The organism is Kitasatospora sp. NPDC015121, assembly GCF_055562955.1.
Genome location: NZ_JBVHEH010000013.1, coordinates 141,637 through 155,815, shown reverse-complemented (window position 1 = coordinate 155,815; position 14,179 = coordinate 141,637). Strand labels below are relative to the sequence as shown.

Annotated in this window: 13 protein-coding genes and 1 pseudogene; 13 read left to right on the top strand and 1 reads right to left on the bottom strand. The window is 73.9% G+C overall.

What is annotated here, in order from left to right; genetic code table 11:
- The first annotated feature begins 32 nt into the window (after positions 1–32).
- The 3 genes and pseudogenes from ACZ3J7_RS20835 to ACZ3J7_RS20825 all read left to right on the top strand — a co-directional run bounded on the left by ACZ3J7_RS20835 (position 33) and on the right by ACZ3J7_RS20825 (position 1,561).
- A pseudogene (locus ACZ3J7_RS20835) lies at positions 33–695 on the top strand (hypothetical protein).
- Positions 696–785: 90 nt separating this feature from the next.
- The gene (locus tag ACZ3J7_RS20830; protein WP_465623104.1) at positions 786–1,277 is read left to right on the top strand and encodes a DUF2975 domain-containing protein; all 492 of its coding nucleotides are present in this window, start codon (positions 786–788) and stop codon (positions 1,275–1,277) included.
- On the top strand, positions 1,277–1,561 hold the full coding sequence (locus ACZ3J7_RS20825; RefSeq protein ID WP_465623101.1) for a helix-turn-helix domain-containing protein: 285 nt from the start codon (positions 1,277–1,279) through the stop codon (positions 1,559–1,561). Before ACZ3J7_RS20830 ends, ACZ3J7_RS20825 begins: the two co-directional genes overlap by 1 nt.
- 34 nt (positions 1,562–1,595) lie before the next feature.
- On the opposite strand, the gene ACZ3J7_RS20820 is transcribed toward ACZ3J7_RS20825, so the two are convergent.
- Entirely contained in the window at positions 1,596–2,444 is an 849-nt protein-coding gene (locus ACZ3J7_RS20820; protein WP_465623099.1) for a GntR family transcriptional regulator, read from the bottom strand.
- A gap of 304 nt (positions 2,445–2,748) precedes the next feature.
- On the opposite strand from ACZ3J7_RS20820, the gene ACZ3J7_RS20815 reads away from it, so the two are divergent.
- The 10 genes from ACZ3J7_RS20815 to ACZ3J7_RS20770 all read left to right on the top strand — a co-directional run bounded on the left by ACZ3J7_RS20815 (position 2,749) and on the right by ACZ3J7_RS20770 (position 14,136).
- The gene (locus tag ACZ3J7_RS20815) at positions 2,749–4,023 is read left to right on the top strand and encodes an extracellular solute-binding protein (RefSeq protein WP_465623097.1); all 1,275 of its coding nucleotides are present in this window, start codon (positions 2,749–2,751) and stop codon (positions 4,021–4,023) included.
- 53 nt (positions 4,024–4,076) lie between these two features.
- Positions 4,077–4,991 (top strand): carbohydrate ABC transporter permease, encoded by a 915-nt coding sequence (locus tag ACZ3J7_RS20810; RefSeq protein ID WP_465623095.1) that lies wholly within the window; start codon positions 4,077–4,079, stop codon positions 4,989–4,991.
- Positions 4,988–5,830 (top strand): carbohydrate ABC transporter permease, encoded by an 843-nt coding sequence (locus ACZ3J7_RS20805; RefSeq protein WP_465623093.1) that lies wholly within the window; start codon positions 4,988–4,990, stop codon positions 5,828–5,830. Before ACZ3J7_RS20810 ends, ACZ3J7_RS20805 begins: the two co-directional genes overlap by 4 nt.
- A 217-nt stretch (positions 5,831–6,047) precedes the next feature.
- Positions 6,048–7,580, top strand: coding sequence for a beta-N-acetylhexosaminidase (locus ACZ3J7_RS20800; protein ID WP_465623091.1), 1,533 nt, complete (start codon positions 6,048–6,050; stop codon positions 7,578–7,580).
- Positions 7,581–7,731: 151 nt separating this feature from the next.
- The gene (locus tag ACZ3J7_RS20795; RefSeq protein ID WP_465623089.1) at positions 7,732–9,195 is read left to right on the top strand and encodes a cellulose binding domain-containing protein; all 1,464 of its coding nucleotides are present in this window, start codon (positions 7,732–7,734) and stop codon (positions 9,193–9,195) included.
- Between the two features lie 200 nt (positions 9,196–9,395).
- On the top strand, positions 9,396–9,848 hold the full coding sequence (locus ACZ3J7_RS20790) for a hypothetical protein (RefSeq protein ID WP_465623087.1): 453 nt from the start codon (positions 9,396–9,398) through the stop codon (positions 9,846–9,848).
- Positions 9,845–11,401 (top strand): multicopper oxidase family protein, encoded by a 1,557-nt coding sequence (locus ACZ3J7_RS20785; protein ID WP_465623085.1) that lies wholly within the window; start codon positions 9,845–9,847, stop codon positions 11,399–11,401. Before ACZ3J7_RS20790 ends, ACZ3J7_RS20785 begins: the two co-directional genes overlap by 4 nt.
- Positions 11,402–11,528: 127 nt before the next feature.
- Positions 11,529–12,509: a hypothetical protein gene (locus ACZ3J7_RS20780; protein ID WP_465623083.1), complete on the top strand. Its 981-nt coding sequence runs from the start codon at positions 11,529–11,531 to the stop codon at positions 12,507–12,509.
- 36 nt (positions 12,510–12,545) lie between these two features.
- Entirely contained in the window at positions 12,546–13,205 is a 660-nt protein-coding gene (locus ACZ3J7_RS20775) for a hypothetical protein (RefSeq protein WP_465623081.1), read from the top strand.
- Positions 13,183–14,136: an inositol monophosphatase family protein gene (locus ACZ3J7_RS20770; RefSeq protein ID WP_465623079.1), complete on the top strand. Its 954-nt coding sequence runs from the start codon at positions 13,183–13,185 to the stop codon at positions 14,134–14,136. The genes ACZ3J7_RS20775 and ACZ3J7_RS20770 overlap by 23 nt, the downstream gene beginning before the upstream one ends.
- The last annotated feature ends 43 nt before the right edge of the window (positions 14,137–14,179 follow it).

Here is a 14,179-nt window from a genome sequence, read left to right as displayed (position 1 = left end):
GAGCCCCGCCCGGGCGGGGGTACCCTCGGCGGATGGTTGATCATGAGCAGGTGGGACGGCCCGCCGCCGTCGGACCGGTGACGGCGGACGACCTCGCCGAAGGCCTCCGGCTGGTCGTCGAGTTGCTGGAGGGCGCGGCGGACGCCGACTGGGAGCGGCCCGCCGGGACGCTGGAGTGAAGCTGCTGGGAGACCGCCGAGCACCTGGCGGACGACCTGTTCTCCTACGCCGCCCAGCTCGGGCCGCAGTCGCCGCCGGCCGAGGGGTTCGTGCCGCTGGTCTGGCGGCGGGAGGCGCTCGGCAAGCCCGCCAACGTGGTCTTCGCCCAGCGGGCGTCCGGTCCGGCGGGCATGGTGCAGGTGCTGGAGGCGTGCGGGGCGCTGCTGGTGGCGATGGTCCGCACGGCGCGGCCGCAGGACCGGGCCTTCCACGGCTTCGGCACGGCCGACGCCGAGGGCTGCGCCGCCATGGGCCTGGTCGAACTCTTCGCCCACGCCCAGGACCTGGCGCTCGGCCTCGGCCTGCCCTGGACGGCCCCGGCCGGGATCAGCGCCCGGGTGCTGCACCGCCTCTTCCCCGACGCGCCGACCGGCGCCGACCCCTGGCCCACCCTGCTGTGGGCCACCGGCCGGGGCGAGCTGCCGGGCCACGAGCGGCGCACCGAGTGGCGGTGGTACAGCGCCCCGCGCGACTGAGCGGTGCGCCCCCGGCCGACCACCCCTTGCCCAGACTATCGAGAATCGATAGATTCCCATCGCAGAACGATGGAAGGGCGGAACAGGCTCATGGGGAAACTGACGGTACGCGCGCTGCGCGTCGTGCTCGCGGTGGTGCTCACCGGCACCGTGCTCGTCCAGGCGCTGATGCTGTGGATGCTGATCGGCGGGGGAGACCCGGAGGACGGGACGCTCCCGCTGACCGCGTTCCGGGTGGCCACGGTCCTCGGCCTCGGAGCGGCCCAGACCGTTCTGGTCTGCGTGTGGCGCCTGGTCAGCATGGTGCGGCGCGGGACGGTGTTCTCGCCCGCCGCCTTCCGGTACGTGGACGGCATCATCGGCGCGATCGTCGCGGCCGCCCTGGTGTGGTTCACGGTCACCGCCCTCAACGCGCCCGGCCAGCGGGAGGACCCCGGGGTCACCCTCGTCATGGGCGGGATCGGCCTGGCCGTCCTGGGGGTCGCCCTCGTCGTGCACGTGCTGCGTGCGCTGCTCGCCCAGGCCGTCGCCCGCGACGCCGAAGCGACCCTGCTGCGAGCCGAGTTGGACGAGGTCATCTGATGCCGATCGTCGTCGACGTCGACGTGATGCTGGCCCGGCGGAAGATGTCCGTGGGCGAACTCGCGGACCGGGTGGGGATCACCCCCGCCAACCTGGCGGTGCTCAAGAACGGCCGCGCCAAGGCGGTGCGGTTCTCGACGCTCGCCGCGCTCTGCGAGGTGCTGGAGTGCCAGCCGGGCGACCTGCTCCGCTGGGAGGCGGAGCGGGCCGGGGCGGCCGACGAGCGGGTCGAGAAGGCCGGGGCGGCCGAGGAGGGGGTCGGGGAGGTGTCCGCGGCCGGGTGAGGCCCGCCTGCGGACGCCTTCCGACCCCGCCCGCTCAGAGCAGCGGCTGGACGTCCCCGGTGGTCACGGTGGGGCCGGTGCCGAGAGTGGTCAGGTCACCCGGCGGGATGCCGGGGTGGTGGCGGGAGTCGCCGGGGGCGGTGGGGGACGGGTCGGCGAGCGAGATCCGGGAGACGATCCGGTAGCGGTCGCCCCGGTAGAGCGAGTGGACGTACTCGACGGGGCGGCCGGTGGCGTCCGTGGTCAACCGGTCGAAGCGCAGCGCGGGGGAGAGCGGGGGAACGGTCAGCACCCGGGCCTCGCGCTCGCTGACCACCGTGGGCTCGATCGCCTGCACCGCCTCGTGGACGTGCACGCCGCGACCGGCCATCAGCTGGTACAGGTCGCCGTGCTCCAGGTCGTCCGGCGTCAGGCCGGGCAGCAGGTCGGCCGGGACGTGCAGGTGCTCGATGGCCATCGGCTCGCCGTCGACCAGTCGCAGCAGCACGATGTGCAGGATCGGCGCCGCGGGCGACAGCCGCAGCCGCCGCCCGATCGCCGCCCCCGCCGGCAGCGCGGTGAACTCCAGCACCTGACTGGCCCAACTCCCGGACGCCCGCGGCACCCTGAACGACGGATCGCCGCCCCTGGACGGGGTCAGTTCCTGGACGATCTTGGCGGGGGCGACGAACGTGCCGCGACCGTGCTCGCGCACCAGCAGCCCTGCGGCCACCAGCTCGTCCACCCCGGCGCGCAGCGTCGGGCGCGAGACGCCGAGCTGGACGCAGAGCGTCCGCTCCGACGGCACCGGGTCGCCCGGGGTCAGTGTCTCGACCAGTTCGCGCAGGTACTCCCTGACCTGATCGCGCTTCAATCCCGCCCCGCCGGACGAATCCGTCGCCATCGTTCCATCCCTTCGCTCCGAACTGGTCAGACCATACCAGACCAGTTCGCGGACCTTACCAGTGGCCGCCCGGACCCCGGAAGCCCCGGGTCGGCAGGTTCCCTCGCAGCTCGGAGGCGTGTCCGGGCAGTGTGCGGGGCCTTGACGGGGTCTGGCGGCTGTGCCACCTTCTCTTACCACCGACCGGACCAGTCAAGTCAACTGGTAAACAGTCGGCCCTCTTCGCGCATCCACTCGCACCCAGGCACCCCAGCGCCACCCCCTCCACAGGCATCCCTTCCGGCACCCCGAGGCGGCACCCACCGTGAGATCCACCGCACTTCCGACCACCCTCCGCTCCGCGCTCGCCCTGCTGCTCGGCGCGGCCACGCTGACCGCCTGCTCCTCCGGCCCCGCCGCCCAGGACGCGGCCGGCCCGGCCGAACTGACCGTCTGGATCATGAAGGACAGCGTCACCGACGGCTTCCTCAAGGACTTCGAGGCCGACTTCGAGGCCACCCACCCCGGCACCACCCTGAAGGTGCAGATCCAGGAGTGGGAGGGCATCGGCCAGAAGGTCACCAGCGCGCTGGCCAGCAAGGACGCCCCCGACGTGATCGAGGTCGGCAACACCCAGGTCGCCCAGTACGCGGCCAGCGGCGGCGTGCACGATCTCAGCGACAAGACCGCCGAACTCGGCGGCAAGGACTGGATCCCTGGCCTCGCCGAACCCGGCAGGATCGACGGCAAGCAGTACGGCATCCCCTGGTACGCGGCCAACCGGGTGGTCATCTACCGCAAGGACCTGTTCCAGCAGGCCGGCATCACCACCCCGCCCACCACCCGGGACGAGTGGATCGCCGACACCCGGAAGCTCAACACCGGCGGCAACGAGGGCATCTACCTCACCGGCCAGACCTGGTACGTCTTCGCGGGCTTCCTCTGGGACGAGGGCGGCGACCTCGCCGCCAAGGGCGCCGACGGCAAGTGGGCCGGCACCCTGGACACCCCGCAGGCCAAGGCCGCGATCGGCTTCTACCAGCAGCTCCAGGCCCTCGGCCGCGGCCCCAAGGACTCCGACGAGGCCAAGCCCCCGCAGGCCGAGGTGTTCGCCCAGGGCCGCACCGCCCAGCTGATCTCCACCCCCGGCGGCGCCGCCGCGATCCTCAAGGCCAACCCCGAACTCAAGGACAAGCTCGGCTTCTTCCCGATCCCCGGCAAGAGCGCCGGCAAGCCCGGCGCGGTCTTCACCGGCGGCTCCGACCTGATCGTCCCCGAGTCCTCCCGCCACCAGCAGGCCGCCTACGAAGTGGTCAAGGCACTGGCCGGCGACAAGTGGCAGACCGCGATCGCCAAGGAGATGAGCTACGTCCCCAACCGGACCACGCTCGCCTCCGCGCTCAGCGGCGACGAGGGCGCCGCCGCGATGGCCGCCGGCGCCGCCAACGGCCACGCCACCCCCAACTCGCCCGACTGGGCCGCCGTCGAGGCCGACAACCCGATCAAGCAGTACATGACCCAGGTCCTCACCGGCACCGACCCCGGCGCCGCCGGCAAGAGCGCCGGCACCGCCATCACCAAGGCGCTCAGCGGCAACTGACCCCGGGCCCGGCCCCTCCGCACCGCACGACCCCGACAGGAGAACACCCCGCCGTGCCCACCGACGCGCCACCGCCGCTCCGCACCCGGATCCGGCCCTACCTGCTCATCGCCCCGACCCTGGTGGGCGCGGCGTACCTGCTGCTCTACCCCGTCGCCCGCAACCTGGTGATCTCCGTCCAGCACTTCCGGATGGCCGAACTCATCCGCGGCGGCGCCACCTTCACCGGCCTCGACAACTACACCGAACTGCTCACCGACCCGAAGTTCTGGACCGTCACCGCCCGCACCCTCGCCTGGACCGCGCTCAACACCCTGCTGATCACCGGCCTCGGCACGCTGGTCGCGCTGATGCTGGTCCGGCTCGGCAAGCGGATGCGGCTGGCCGTGATGAGCGCCCTGGTCCTGGTCTGGGCCACCCCCGTGATCGCCGCCACCACGGTGTTCCAGTGGCTGTTCCAGTCCCGCTTCGGGGTGGTCAACTGGGCGCTTGACCAGTTGGGGCTGCACGGCTACCACGACTACGCCTGGTTCGCCCACTCCGGCGCCACCTTCACCGTGCTGGTCCTGCTGGTGGTCTGGCAGTCCGTCCCGTTCGCCGCGCTCACCCTGTACGGCGGACTCACCACCATCCCGCACGAGCTCTACGAATCCGCCCGGATCGACGGCGCCGGCGCCTGGCAGACCTTCCGCCTGGTCACCGTCCCCGTGCTGCGGCCGCTGTTCGCCCTGGTCACCTCACTCGAAGTGATCTGGACCTTCAAGTGCTTCGCCCAGATCTGGGTGGTCAGCCAGGGCGGCCCCGACGGCGCCACCACCACCCTGCCCGTCTACGCCTTCCAGATCGCCCAGAACCTGCACAAGTACGACCTCGGCTCCGCCGCCTCCACGCTCACCGTGCTGATCCTGCTCGCCGCGCTCGTCACCACCCTGCGGCGGATGCACCGCCAGGAAGGAGCCGAGGCGTGAACCTCCTCGCCCCCCGCCGACTGCGCCGCCTGCCGCTCAACCTCGCCGCGCTCGCCGTCCTCGCCACCGCCGCGTTCCCGGTCTACTGGATGGTCGCCACCGCCTTCAAACCCACCGCCGAGATCCAGTCCGCCACCCCCACCTTCCTGCCCCTGCACCCCACCCTCGACCACTTCGCCACCGCGGTGCACGCCCCCGGCTTCGGCGGCTACTGGCGCAACAGCCTGCTGGTCACCCTCGGCGCCGTCCTGCTCTCGCTGGTCGTCGCCCTGCTCGCCGCGTACGCCGTCGGCCGCCTGCGCTGGCGCGGCCGCCGGGCGTTCCTGCTCCTGGTCTTCACCGCGCAGATGGCGCCCTGGGAGGCGCTGCTGATCCCGATGTACGTGATCGCCCGCGACACCGACATGCTCGACAGCCTCAGCATGCTCACCCTGGTCTACTTCATGACCACCCTCCCCTTCACCATCGTCACCCTGCGCGGCTTCCTCGCCGCCGTCCCCGCCGAACTGGAGGAGGCCGCCCAGGTCGACGGCTGCACCCGGGCCGCCGCCTTCCGCCGCATCACCCTCCCGCTGCTCGCCCCCGGCCTGCTCGCCACCTCGCTGTTCGGCTTCATCACCGCGTGGAACGAGTTCGCCTTCGCCAACACCCTGATCATCAAGAACCAGGACGCCCGGACCCTCCCCGTCTGGCTCTCCTCCTTCGCCAACGTCTTCGGCACCGACTGGGGCGCCACCATGGCCGCCGCGACGCTCTTCATGCTCCCCGTCCTGCTGGTCTTCCTGTTCCTCCAGAACAAGGTCACCACCGGCATGACCGCCGGCGCGGTCAAGGGCTGACACCGCCCGAGGACGGACCGGCTGTGCCGGAGGCCTCCCGGGCCCGTCACCGGCGAGGCCGGCCGGAGGCCGGGAGCCGTGGGCGCTCGTCGCACCGCCCGAGGGCGGACCGGCGAGCCGGCCGCCGCCGGGGCGGAGGGCCCCGGGGCCGTACCGGGCCTGCCGGTTGTTCGACCCACCCATCCGAAGTCCCTACCCCTGGAAGAAGACCACCCCCGTGATCCTGCCGACTCCGGTCGATCTCGTTCCCGCCGCCGGACGGTTCACCCTGACCGAGCGGACCACCGTGCGGGCCGACGGCGAGGCCGCCGCCGTCGCCGACCTGCTGCGCACCCTGCTGCGCCCCGCGACCGGGCTGCCGTTGGCGGCCGGGGCGGAGGGCACCGTGGTGCTGACGCTCGACCCCGGCGACCGGGAGCTGGGGGAGGAGGGCTACCGGCTGACGGTCGACCCGTTCCAGGTGGTGCTCCGCGCGGCCCGGCCCGCCGGCCTGAGGCACGCGGTGCAGACGCTGCGCCAACTGCTGCCGCCCGAGGCGCTCTCGGCGGACCCGGTGGCCGGCGTCGAGTGGAGCCTGCCCGCCGTCCGGATCACCGACCGGCCCCGGCACGCCTGGCGCGGGTTCATGATCGACACCGCCCGGCACTTCCAGCCCCTGGAGCGCCTGCTCACCGCCGTCGACCGGATCGCCCTGCACAAGCTGAACGTGCTGCACCTGCACCTGACCGACGACCAGGGCTGGCGGCTGCCCGTCGACGCCTACCCCCGGCTCACCGAGGTCGGCGCCCGCCGGGCCCGCAGCATGGCCGGCCACGCCGGGTCCGGCGCGTACGACGCGCTGCCGCACCAGGGCGCGTACACCAAGGCCGAACTGCGCCGCCTGGTCGGGTACGCCGCCGAGCGCGGCGTCACCGTCGTCCCCGAGATCGACATGCCCGGCCACACCCGGGCCGCCCTCGCCGCCTACCCGCGGCTGGGCAACCAGCCCGGGCGGCAGCTCGACGTGTGGACCGAGTGGGGCGTGTGCGAGACCGTGCTCGGCGTGCACGACGAGGCGCTGGCGTTCTGCCGCACGGTGCTGGACGAGACGCTGGAACTGTTCCCGTCCCGGTACGTCCACCTCGGCGGGGACGAGTGCCCCACCGTCGAGTGGGAGCGCAGCCCCGCCGCCCGCCGCCGGGCCGCCGAACTCGGCCTGGCCGCCCCCGCCCAGCTGCGCGGCTGGTTCCTCGGCGAGGTCGGCCGGCACCTGCTGGAGGCCGGCCGGGTCCCGGTCTGCTGGGCCGAGACCGACGGCGCCACGCTGCCCGTCGAGTTCACCGTGATGCCCTGGCGGGACGCCGAGCACGGCCGGGAGGCCGCCCGGCGCGGCCACGACGTGGTGATGGCCCCGCACCGCGCCACCTACCTCGACTACCCGCAGAGCCGGCGTCCGGACGAACCGCTCGGCCAGGCCGAGCACGTCGTCGACCTGGCCACCGCGCACGCCCACCAGGCCGCCCCCGCGCACTGGGACGAGGCCGAACGGGCCCGGGTGCTCGGCACCCAGGCCCAACTGTGGAGCGAGTTCGTCACCACCGCCGAGCACTTCGACTACCTCGCCTACCCCCGGCTGTGCGCCATCGCCGACCGGGCCTGGAACCCCGCCAGCGACTACGTCCGGGACTTCCTGCCCGCCCTCGCCGCGCACCGCCCCCGCCTCGCCGCGCTCGGCGTCCACCACGCCGAACGCGAACCCAGCCCGATCTGAGGCCCCCACAGACCCGGCCGCCGACCCACCGTCAGCGGCCGCCCGCAGCACGCGGACCACCAGCTCCGCCGCCGCACCCGCACGTGCACCGTCGGAACGTCCCACCGCCCCGCCGCACCGCGGGGCACCTCCCCCCACGGAAGGAACCACCGTGTCCGCACGCCCCCGCACGACCAGCCGGCGCGCCCGGCTCGCCGCGGCCGCCGCGATCGCCGCGGCCGGCCTGGCCGCCACCGCGCTGACCGTCGTCCCCGCGTCCGCCGCCGACGCGTTCAGCGTCCAGTACCGCACCAGCGCCTCCGGTGCGACCGCCGACCAGTCGGAGCCCTGGCTGCAGGTGACCAACACCGGCAGCGGGACCGTCGCGCTCAACCGGATCACCCTGCGCTACTACTTCAAGTCCGACGGCCCGTCGGTGAGCTACCGCTTCGCCTGCTCCTGGGCGGTCAAGGGCTGCGGCAACATCACCGGCACCTTCGGCACCCTGGCCAACCCCACCGCCACCGCCGACCGCTACCTGGAGATCGGCTTCACCGCCGGCGCCGGCTCGCTCGCCCCCGGCCAGTCCACCGGCGACATGCAGCTGCGCTTCTACCGCTCGGACTGGCAGACCCTCACCCAGTCCGACGACTACTCCTTCGGCGGCGCCCAGACCGGTTACGCCGACTGGCGGAAGGTCACCCTGCAGGAGGACGGCGCGCTGATCTGGGGCACCGCCCCCACCGGCAACAACCCGTCCCCGTCACCCAGTTCGTCCGCCTCGCCGTCCCCGTCCGGCTCGACCTCGACCCCGCCGGTCGACCCGAACGCGCCGGTCCTGTTCGACGACTTCTCCTACACCACCAGCTCCGACGCCGCCGTCCAGCAGCACGGCTGGACGGTCAAGTCCGGCCAGGGCGGCCCCGGCGTCCCCGGCGCCACCTGGTCCCCGGCCGACGTCACCTTCCCGACCGTCGGCGGCAGCAAGGTGCTCAACCTGCGGCTGACCACCGACGGCACGGCCTCCGGCACCAGGGAGACCGAGATCCAGACCACCGCGCGGAAGTTCAAGAACGGCACCTACGCGGCCCGGGTCAAGTTCGCCGACGCCCCCAACAGCGGCCCCGACGGCGACCACGTCAACCAGACCTTCTTCGCCTTCACCCCGCTCAACGCCCCGATGGACCCCGACTACAGCGAGCAGGACTTCGAGTACCTGCCCAACGGCGGCTGGGGCGAGCAGGGCAACATCATGTACGAGACCACCTGGGAGACCTACAACCCGGACCCGTGGAACGCCGTCAACACCCACGGCGAGCAGCGCCAGTCCTTCGACGGCTGGCACCTGCTGCAGTTCACCATCGACAACAGCAACGTCACCTACTGGATCGACGGCCAGGTCGTCGCCACCCACGGCGCGCCCTACCTGCCCGAGACCCCGCAGTTCATCGACTTCAACCACTGGCTGATCGACCTGGCCGGGCAGTACTCCACGACGCCGCGCTCGTACGACCAGCAGGTCGACTACGTGTACTTCGTCAAGGACCAGGTGCTCAGCCCCGCCCAGGTCGCCACGAACATCGCCGCGCTGCGCTCGGCCGGCACCGCGTTCAAGGACACCGTCCCCGGCAGCTGACCCCGCACCAGGTGCCCCGCCCCCGCCAGGCCGCTCGGCGGGGGCGGGGCACCGCGCCCGTTCCGCCGGGCCCCCGCCCGGCGTCCGGCCGGTGGAGTGACGCCCGGTGCCTGACGGGTACTCAACCTCCTTGGAAGATCAACGGACTTGGTGCTCGTCGGACAGTATGATCGCCGAACATTTCGATCACGGGGGACACCATGTCCGAGCACCGAGAACCACCGCGCTGGCCGCTGACCGCCCTCCGGGCGACCGCCGCGCTCACCGCCCTGCTGGCCCTGCTCATGCCGTTCCTGGCCGGCGGCTTCCTCCAGGGCTACTACCCCCTGCTGGACGCCCACAAGCAGACCGCGACGGCGCTCTCCGCCGTCTCCCTGCTGGCCGCCGTGTCCGGCCTGCTGGTGTGGCGCCTCTCGCGCGGCCCGAGCGGACCGGCCGTCCAGTACGGAGTGCTCACGCTGCTGTGCCTCGTCCAGTACTCGCTCGGCGACGAGCGGATCCTGCTGCTGCACGTCCCGCTCGGCGTGGGCGTGTTCGTGATGGCGGAGAAGTCCGTCGTGGAGGCCTTCAAGGCCAAGGCCGGGAGCGCCGGGACCGGGAACGCCGAGGACGCCCCGGCCGCGCGCGTCCCGGCCGAGGCGGGCGCCGAGTGAGCGGGCGGCTGACCAGGCGCGGACTGCTGGGCGCCGGCGGCGCCGCCGCGCTCGGACTCGGCGCCGCGTTCGGGCTGCCGCCGCTGATGAACCGGCTGCTGCCCGGCGGCGAACCCGGGAAGCTGCTGCGCAGCGCCCTGCCGCCGCCCGCCCGCTACGCGGTCGAACTGCCCGTCCCCGCCGTGCTGCGGCCGGTCCGCAGCGACGCGGACGCCGACTACTACGAGATCACCGCGCGCCGGGCCACCGCCCGGCTGCTCCCCGGCCACGACACCGAGGTCTGGGGCTACCAGGGGACCTTCCCCGGCCCGACCGTCGAATCCCGCAGCGGACGGCGCACCGTCGTCACCCACCGCAGCGAACTGCCCCGCCCCACCGCCGTCCACCTGCACGGCGGCCACACCCCGCACGACAGCGACGGCCACCCGCTCGACCTGGTCGGCAGCGCCGCCCACCACGACATGCCCGGCATGGAGGGCATGCCCGGCACGGAGGGCGCGACCGTCCTGCCGCAGCGCGACCACACCTACCCGATGGCGCAGCGCGCCGCCACCCTCTGGTACCACGACCACACCATGGGCTTCACCGGCCCGCAGGTCTACCGCGGCCTGGCCGGGTTCCACCTGGTCCGGGACGAGGAGGAGGCCGCGCTCGGCCTGCCGCACGGCCCGCGCGAACTGCCGCTGATGATCGCCGACCGCTCGTTCGCCGCCGACGGCTCCTTCGCCTACCCCGAACTCCCCGGCGGTGCCCCCGGCGTGCGGGACGCCTACATGAACGGCGTGCTGGGGGACGTGATGCTGGTCAACGGCGCGCCCTGGCCGCTCGCCCGGGTCGACCGCGCCTGGTACCGGCTGCGGCTGCTCAACGCCGCCAACGCCCGCCGGCTGCGCCTCGCCCTGGACCCGCAGCCGGCCGGCGGCGGGGCACTGGTGCAGATCGGCTCCGACGGCGGACTGCTGGAGCGCCCGCTGCGGCACGACGGCGTCGACCTCGCGCCCGCCGAACGCTGCGACGTGCTGGTCGACTTCTCCCGCTACCCGGCCGGGACGCGGGTGCGCCTGCTGAACCGGCTCGGCGACGGCCGCACCGGCGAGGTGATGGCCTTCGAGGTCGGCTCCGCGACCGACGAGGACTTCCGCCTCCCCGAGAAGCTCGCCACCGTCGAACGGCTCGACCCCGCCAAGGCCGTCAACACCCGCACCTTCGTGTTCCGCAAGGGCGAGCAGCACTGGACCGTCAACGGCCGGGAGTACCGGCCCGGCCGCTCGATCGCCGCGCCCAGGCTCGGCCAGGTCGAGGTCTGGCGGTTCGTCACCGACTTCCACCACCCCGTCCACCTGCACCTCGACCCGTTCCAGGTGCTCGGCCGGGCCGGCGGCGGGCCCGGCCGCAACGACACCGGCTGGAAGGACACCGTCGACGTGCTGCCCGCCCAAGGCGTCGAGGTCGCGGTCCGGTTCACCGACTACGCCGGACGGTTCCTGCTGCACTGCCACAACCTCGAACACGAGGACATGGCGATGATGGCCGAGTTCACCACCACCGAGTAGCGCCCGCGCCGGCCGCGAGCAGCGGGTGCGGCTGTTCGCGGCCCGGGCCGCGACCCGATCCGGCCGGAGGCGCTCTGTTCGCCAAATCCCTTGCCCCCGTACCATGTCGGCGTCGAAGGGGGCGGGCGTGGCACACGGGGGAACGGGCGGCGGGGGACGGCTGGAGAGCGCGATCGCCTGGGTGCTCAGGAACTCGGACGGCGTGGTGGCCCTCGCGGGGGCGCTGGCCGTCGGGCTGCTCGACCTGTTCGGCGGGGGCCTGGGCGACAACGTCGTCTCCGGCGCCACGCTGCTGGTGCTGGCGGCCGTGGTGTACGGCTCGCTGGCCGAGCGCCGCCGGCGGGTGGTGGACATCCGGGAGGCCACCGAGGGCGCCCGGCAGGCGCTGGAGAACCTGTCGTCGGTGCGCGAACTGGCCGGCGTCGACCTGGAACGGGCCCTGGAACGGGCCCGGCAGGACACCGACCGCTGGGTGTTCAAGGGCGGCACCGGCACCTACCTGCGGGCCGTCACCCTGCCCGAGTGCGTCCAGGAGGCGCGCCGGCGCCGCCGCGCGCTCACCGTGAAGATCGACATCGTGCACCCGGGCAACGAGGCGGTCTGCGCCGCGTACGCCCGCTTCCGCGGCACCTTCGGCACCTCGGACCGCCGGACCGGCGGCGCGCCCGGGGGACGCGACGCGGGCTGGAGCGTCGAGCGGACCCGGAAGGAGTCGTACGCGACGGTGCTCGCCGCCGCCTGGTACCGCCAGCGCCTGGACACCCTGGAGATCGACGTCCACCTCTCCGAGATCGCCCCGTCCCTGCGCTTCGACGTCTCCGCCTCCTGCCTGATCATCACCCAGGACGACCCGAGGCGGGTCAGCATCTACGTCGAACGCGGCCGCCCGCTCTACGACTACTACGTCACCGAACTGCACCACTACCGCGAGCAGGCGGTGAAACTCGACCTCCGGGACACCGAACCGCTCGGCGACGACCCCACCGTGGACGAGGCCCGGCGGCTGTTCGAGCACCTGCGCATCCCGCTGCCGACCGCCTTCTCGGACCGGGACGTCAACGACATCATCGACCGGGCGCTGCACGCGGAGAACCCGTACCGACGGTAGCCGCGCGCGCCGCGCCCGCACGGGAGGGCAGAGGGGATGAGGGACCTCTACACGGCACTCGAACGGGCCACCGGGCAGACCGCCGCCACCCCGGGCCTGGCCGGCCTGGTCGGCGGCCTGCTCACCGAAGTGGCCTCCGGCGCGCGGTCGTTGCGCGCGGTCGCGCACCCGCTGGGCTTCTACTGCCTGCCGGTGCTGCGCGACGGCGCCCACGGCGTCTGCGTCCACGTCTTCGACCCCGGCCCGGCCCGGGCCGAACGCGAGATCCACTGCCACAGCTGGGAGCTGAAGAGCAGCGTGCTCTACGGCCGGATCGGCAACCTGCGGGTCCGCGTGCACGACGAACCCGCCCGGCCGACCCACCGGGCGTACGAGGTGCGCAGCGCCGACGGCACCGACGAGATCCGCCCCACCCCGCGACTGGTCAGGTGGGAGCCGCTGACCGAGCAGACCAGTTCCCGCGGCGAGACGTACACCCTGGGCGCCGGCGAGTTCCACGCCACCCTCCTGCCGGACGCCGCGCCCGCCGCCACCGTGGTCCTCGGCCGGACCGTCCCCGGGCCGGTCGACGTGGTGCTCGGCCCGGTCGACGGCACCGCCCGCCGCGTCGTGCGACGGCTCTGCGACACGGCCCGGACCGCCCGGATCGCCGACGAGGCAGCCAGGAGGATCAGTGGACGACACGGCACCCGGTGAGCGCGGCGCCCCGGCCGCCGCCCCGGCCGGGGGTTCCGGGGCCGCCGGGGGCGTCGGCGGCTTCGGCGACTTCACGGAGGAGTGCCGCACCGCGGTGCGGGCCGCCGAGGAGGCCGGGGCCCTGCTGCGGGCCCGCTTCCTGGACGCCTACCGCGTCGACCGCAAGGGCGAGGACGGCGACGTCGTCACCGAGCTCGACCTGCTCGCCGAGGAACTGGTCACCCGCCGACTCGCCGAACGGTTCCCCGCCGACCGCATCCTGGCCGAGGAGGGCGGCACCACCGCCGACCGGCCCGGCGCCCGCCGCACCTGGCTGGTCGACCCGCTCGACGGCAGCAACAACGTCGTCATCGGCCTGCCCGCCTACGTCGTCGGCATCGCGCTCTGCCTGGACGGCGAACCGGTCGTCGGCGTCGTCCACGACCCGGTCGCCGGCCGCACCTGGCGGGCCGTGCACGGCGGCGGCGCGTACGGCCCGTCCGGACGGCTGCGCGCCCCGGCCGGCCCGCCCGCCCCGGGCCGCCCCGTCCTCGGCTGGACCCAGGGACACGGCGTGGCCCGCGACGACCCGGTCGCCCGCGCCCTCAAGGACGGCCTCGAAGGCGGCGCCCGCCGCGTGCTCCAACTCTGGGCGCCCCTGCTCACCTGGTCCCTGCTCGCCTGCGGCCTGATCGACGGCTTCGTCGGCTACCGCGCCGAGGAGATCGACCTCCCCGCCGGCAGCCTGCTCGCCACCGAAGCCGGACTCGCCGTCCGGGCCTTCGACGGCAGCGGCTTCGACCCGCGGATCGGACAACCGGACACCGCCCGCAGCTACGTCGCGGGCCGCCCGGAGATCATCCCGCACCTGCTCGCCCTGGTCGCCCGCGCGACCGGCCCCGGCACCCCCGGAGGAACCGGGCGGGGGAAGGCGGACGCCGAGGGGGCGTGACCCGGCGGACCCGGTGCCGCCCCGACGCCGCCCGGCGGTGGGG

Excerpts from the sequence above, each read along its gene's own strand:
- ACZ3J7_RS20830 (WP_465623104.1), top strand. The coding sequence starts at position 786 with ATGGGGAAACTGACGGTACGCGCGCTGCGCGTCGTGCTCGCGGTGGTG.
- ACZ3J7_RS20825 (WP_465623101.1), top strand. The coding sequence starts at position 1,277 with ATGCCGATCGTCGTCGACGTCGACGTGATGCTGGCCCGGCGGAAGATG.
- ACZ3J7_RS20820 (WP_465623099.1), bottom strand. The coding sequence starts at position 2,444 with ATGGCGACGGATTCGTCCGGCGGGGCGGGATTGAAGCGCGATCAGGTC.
- ACZ3J7_RS20790 (WP_465623087.1), top strand. The coding sequence starts at position 9,396 with ATGTCCGAGCACCGAGAACCACCGCGCTGGCCGCTGACCGCCCTCCGG.
- ACZ3J7_RS20775 (WP_465623081.1), top strand. The coding sequence starts at position 12,546 with ATGAGGGACCTCTACACGGCACTCGAACGGGCCACCGGGCAGACCGCC.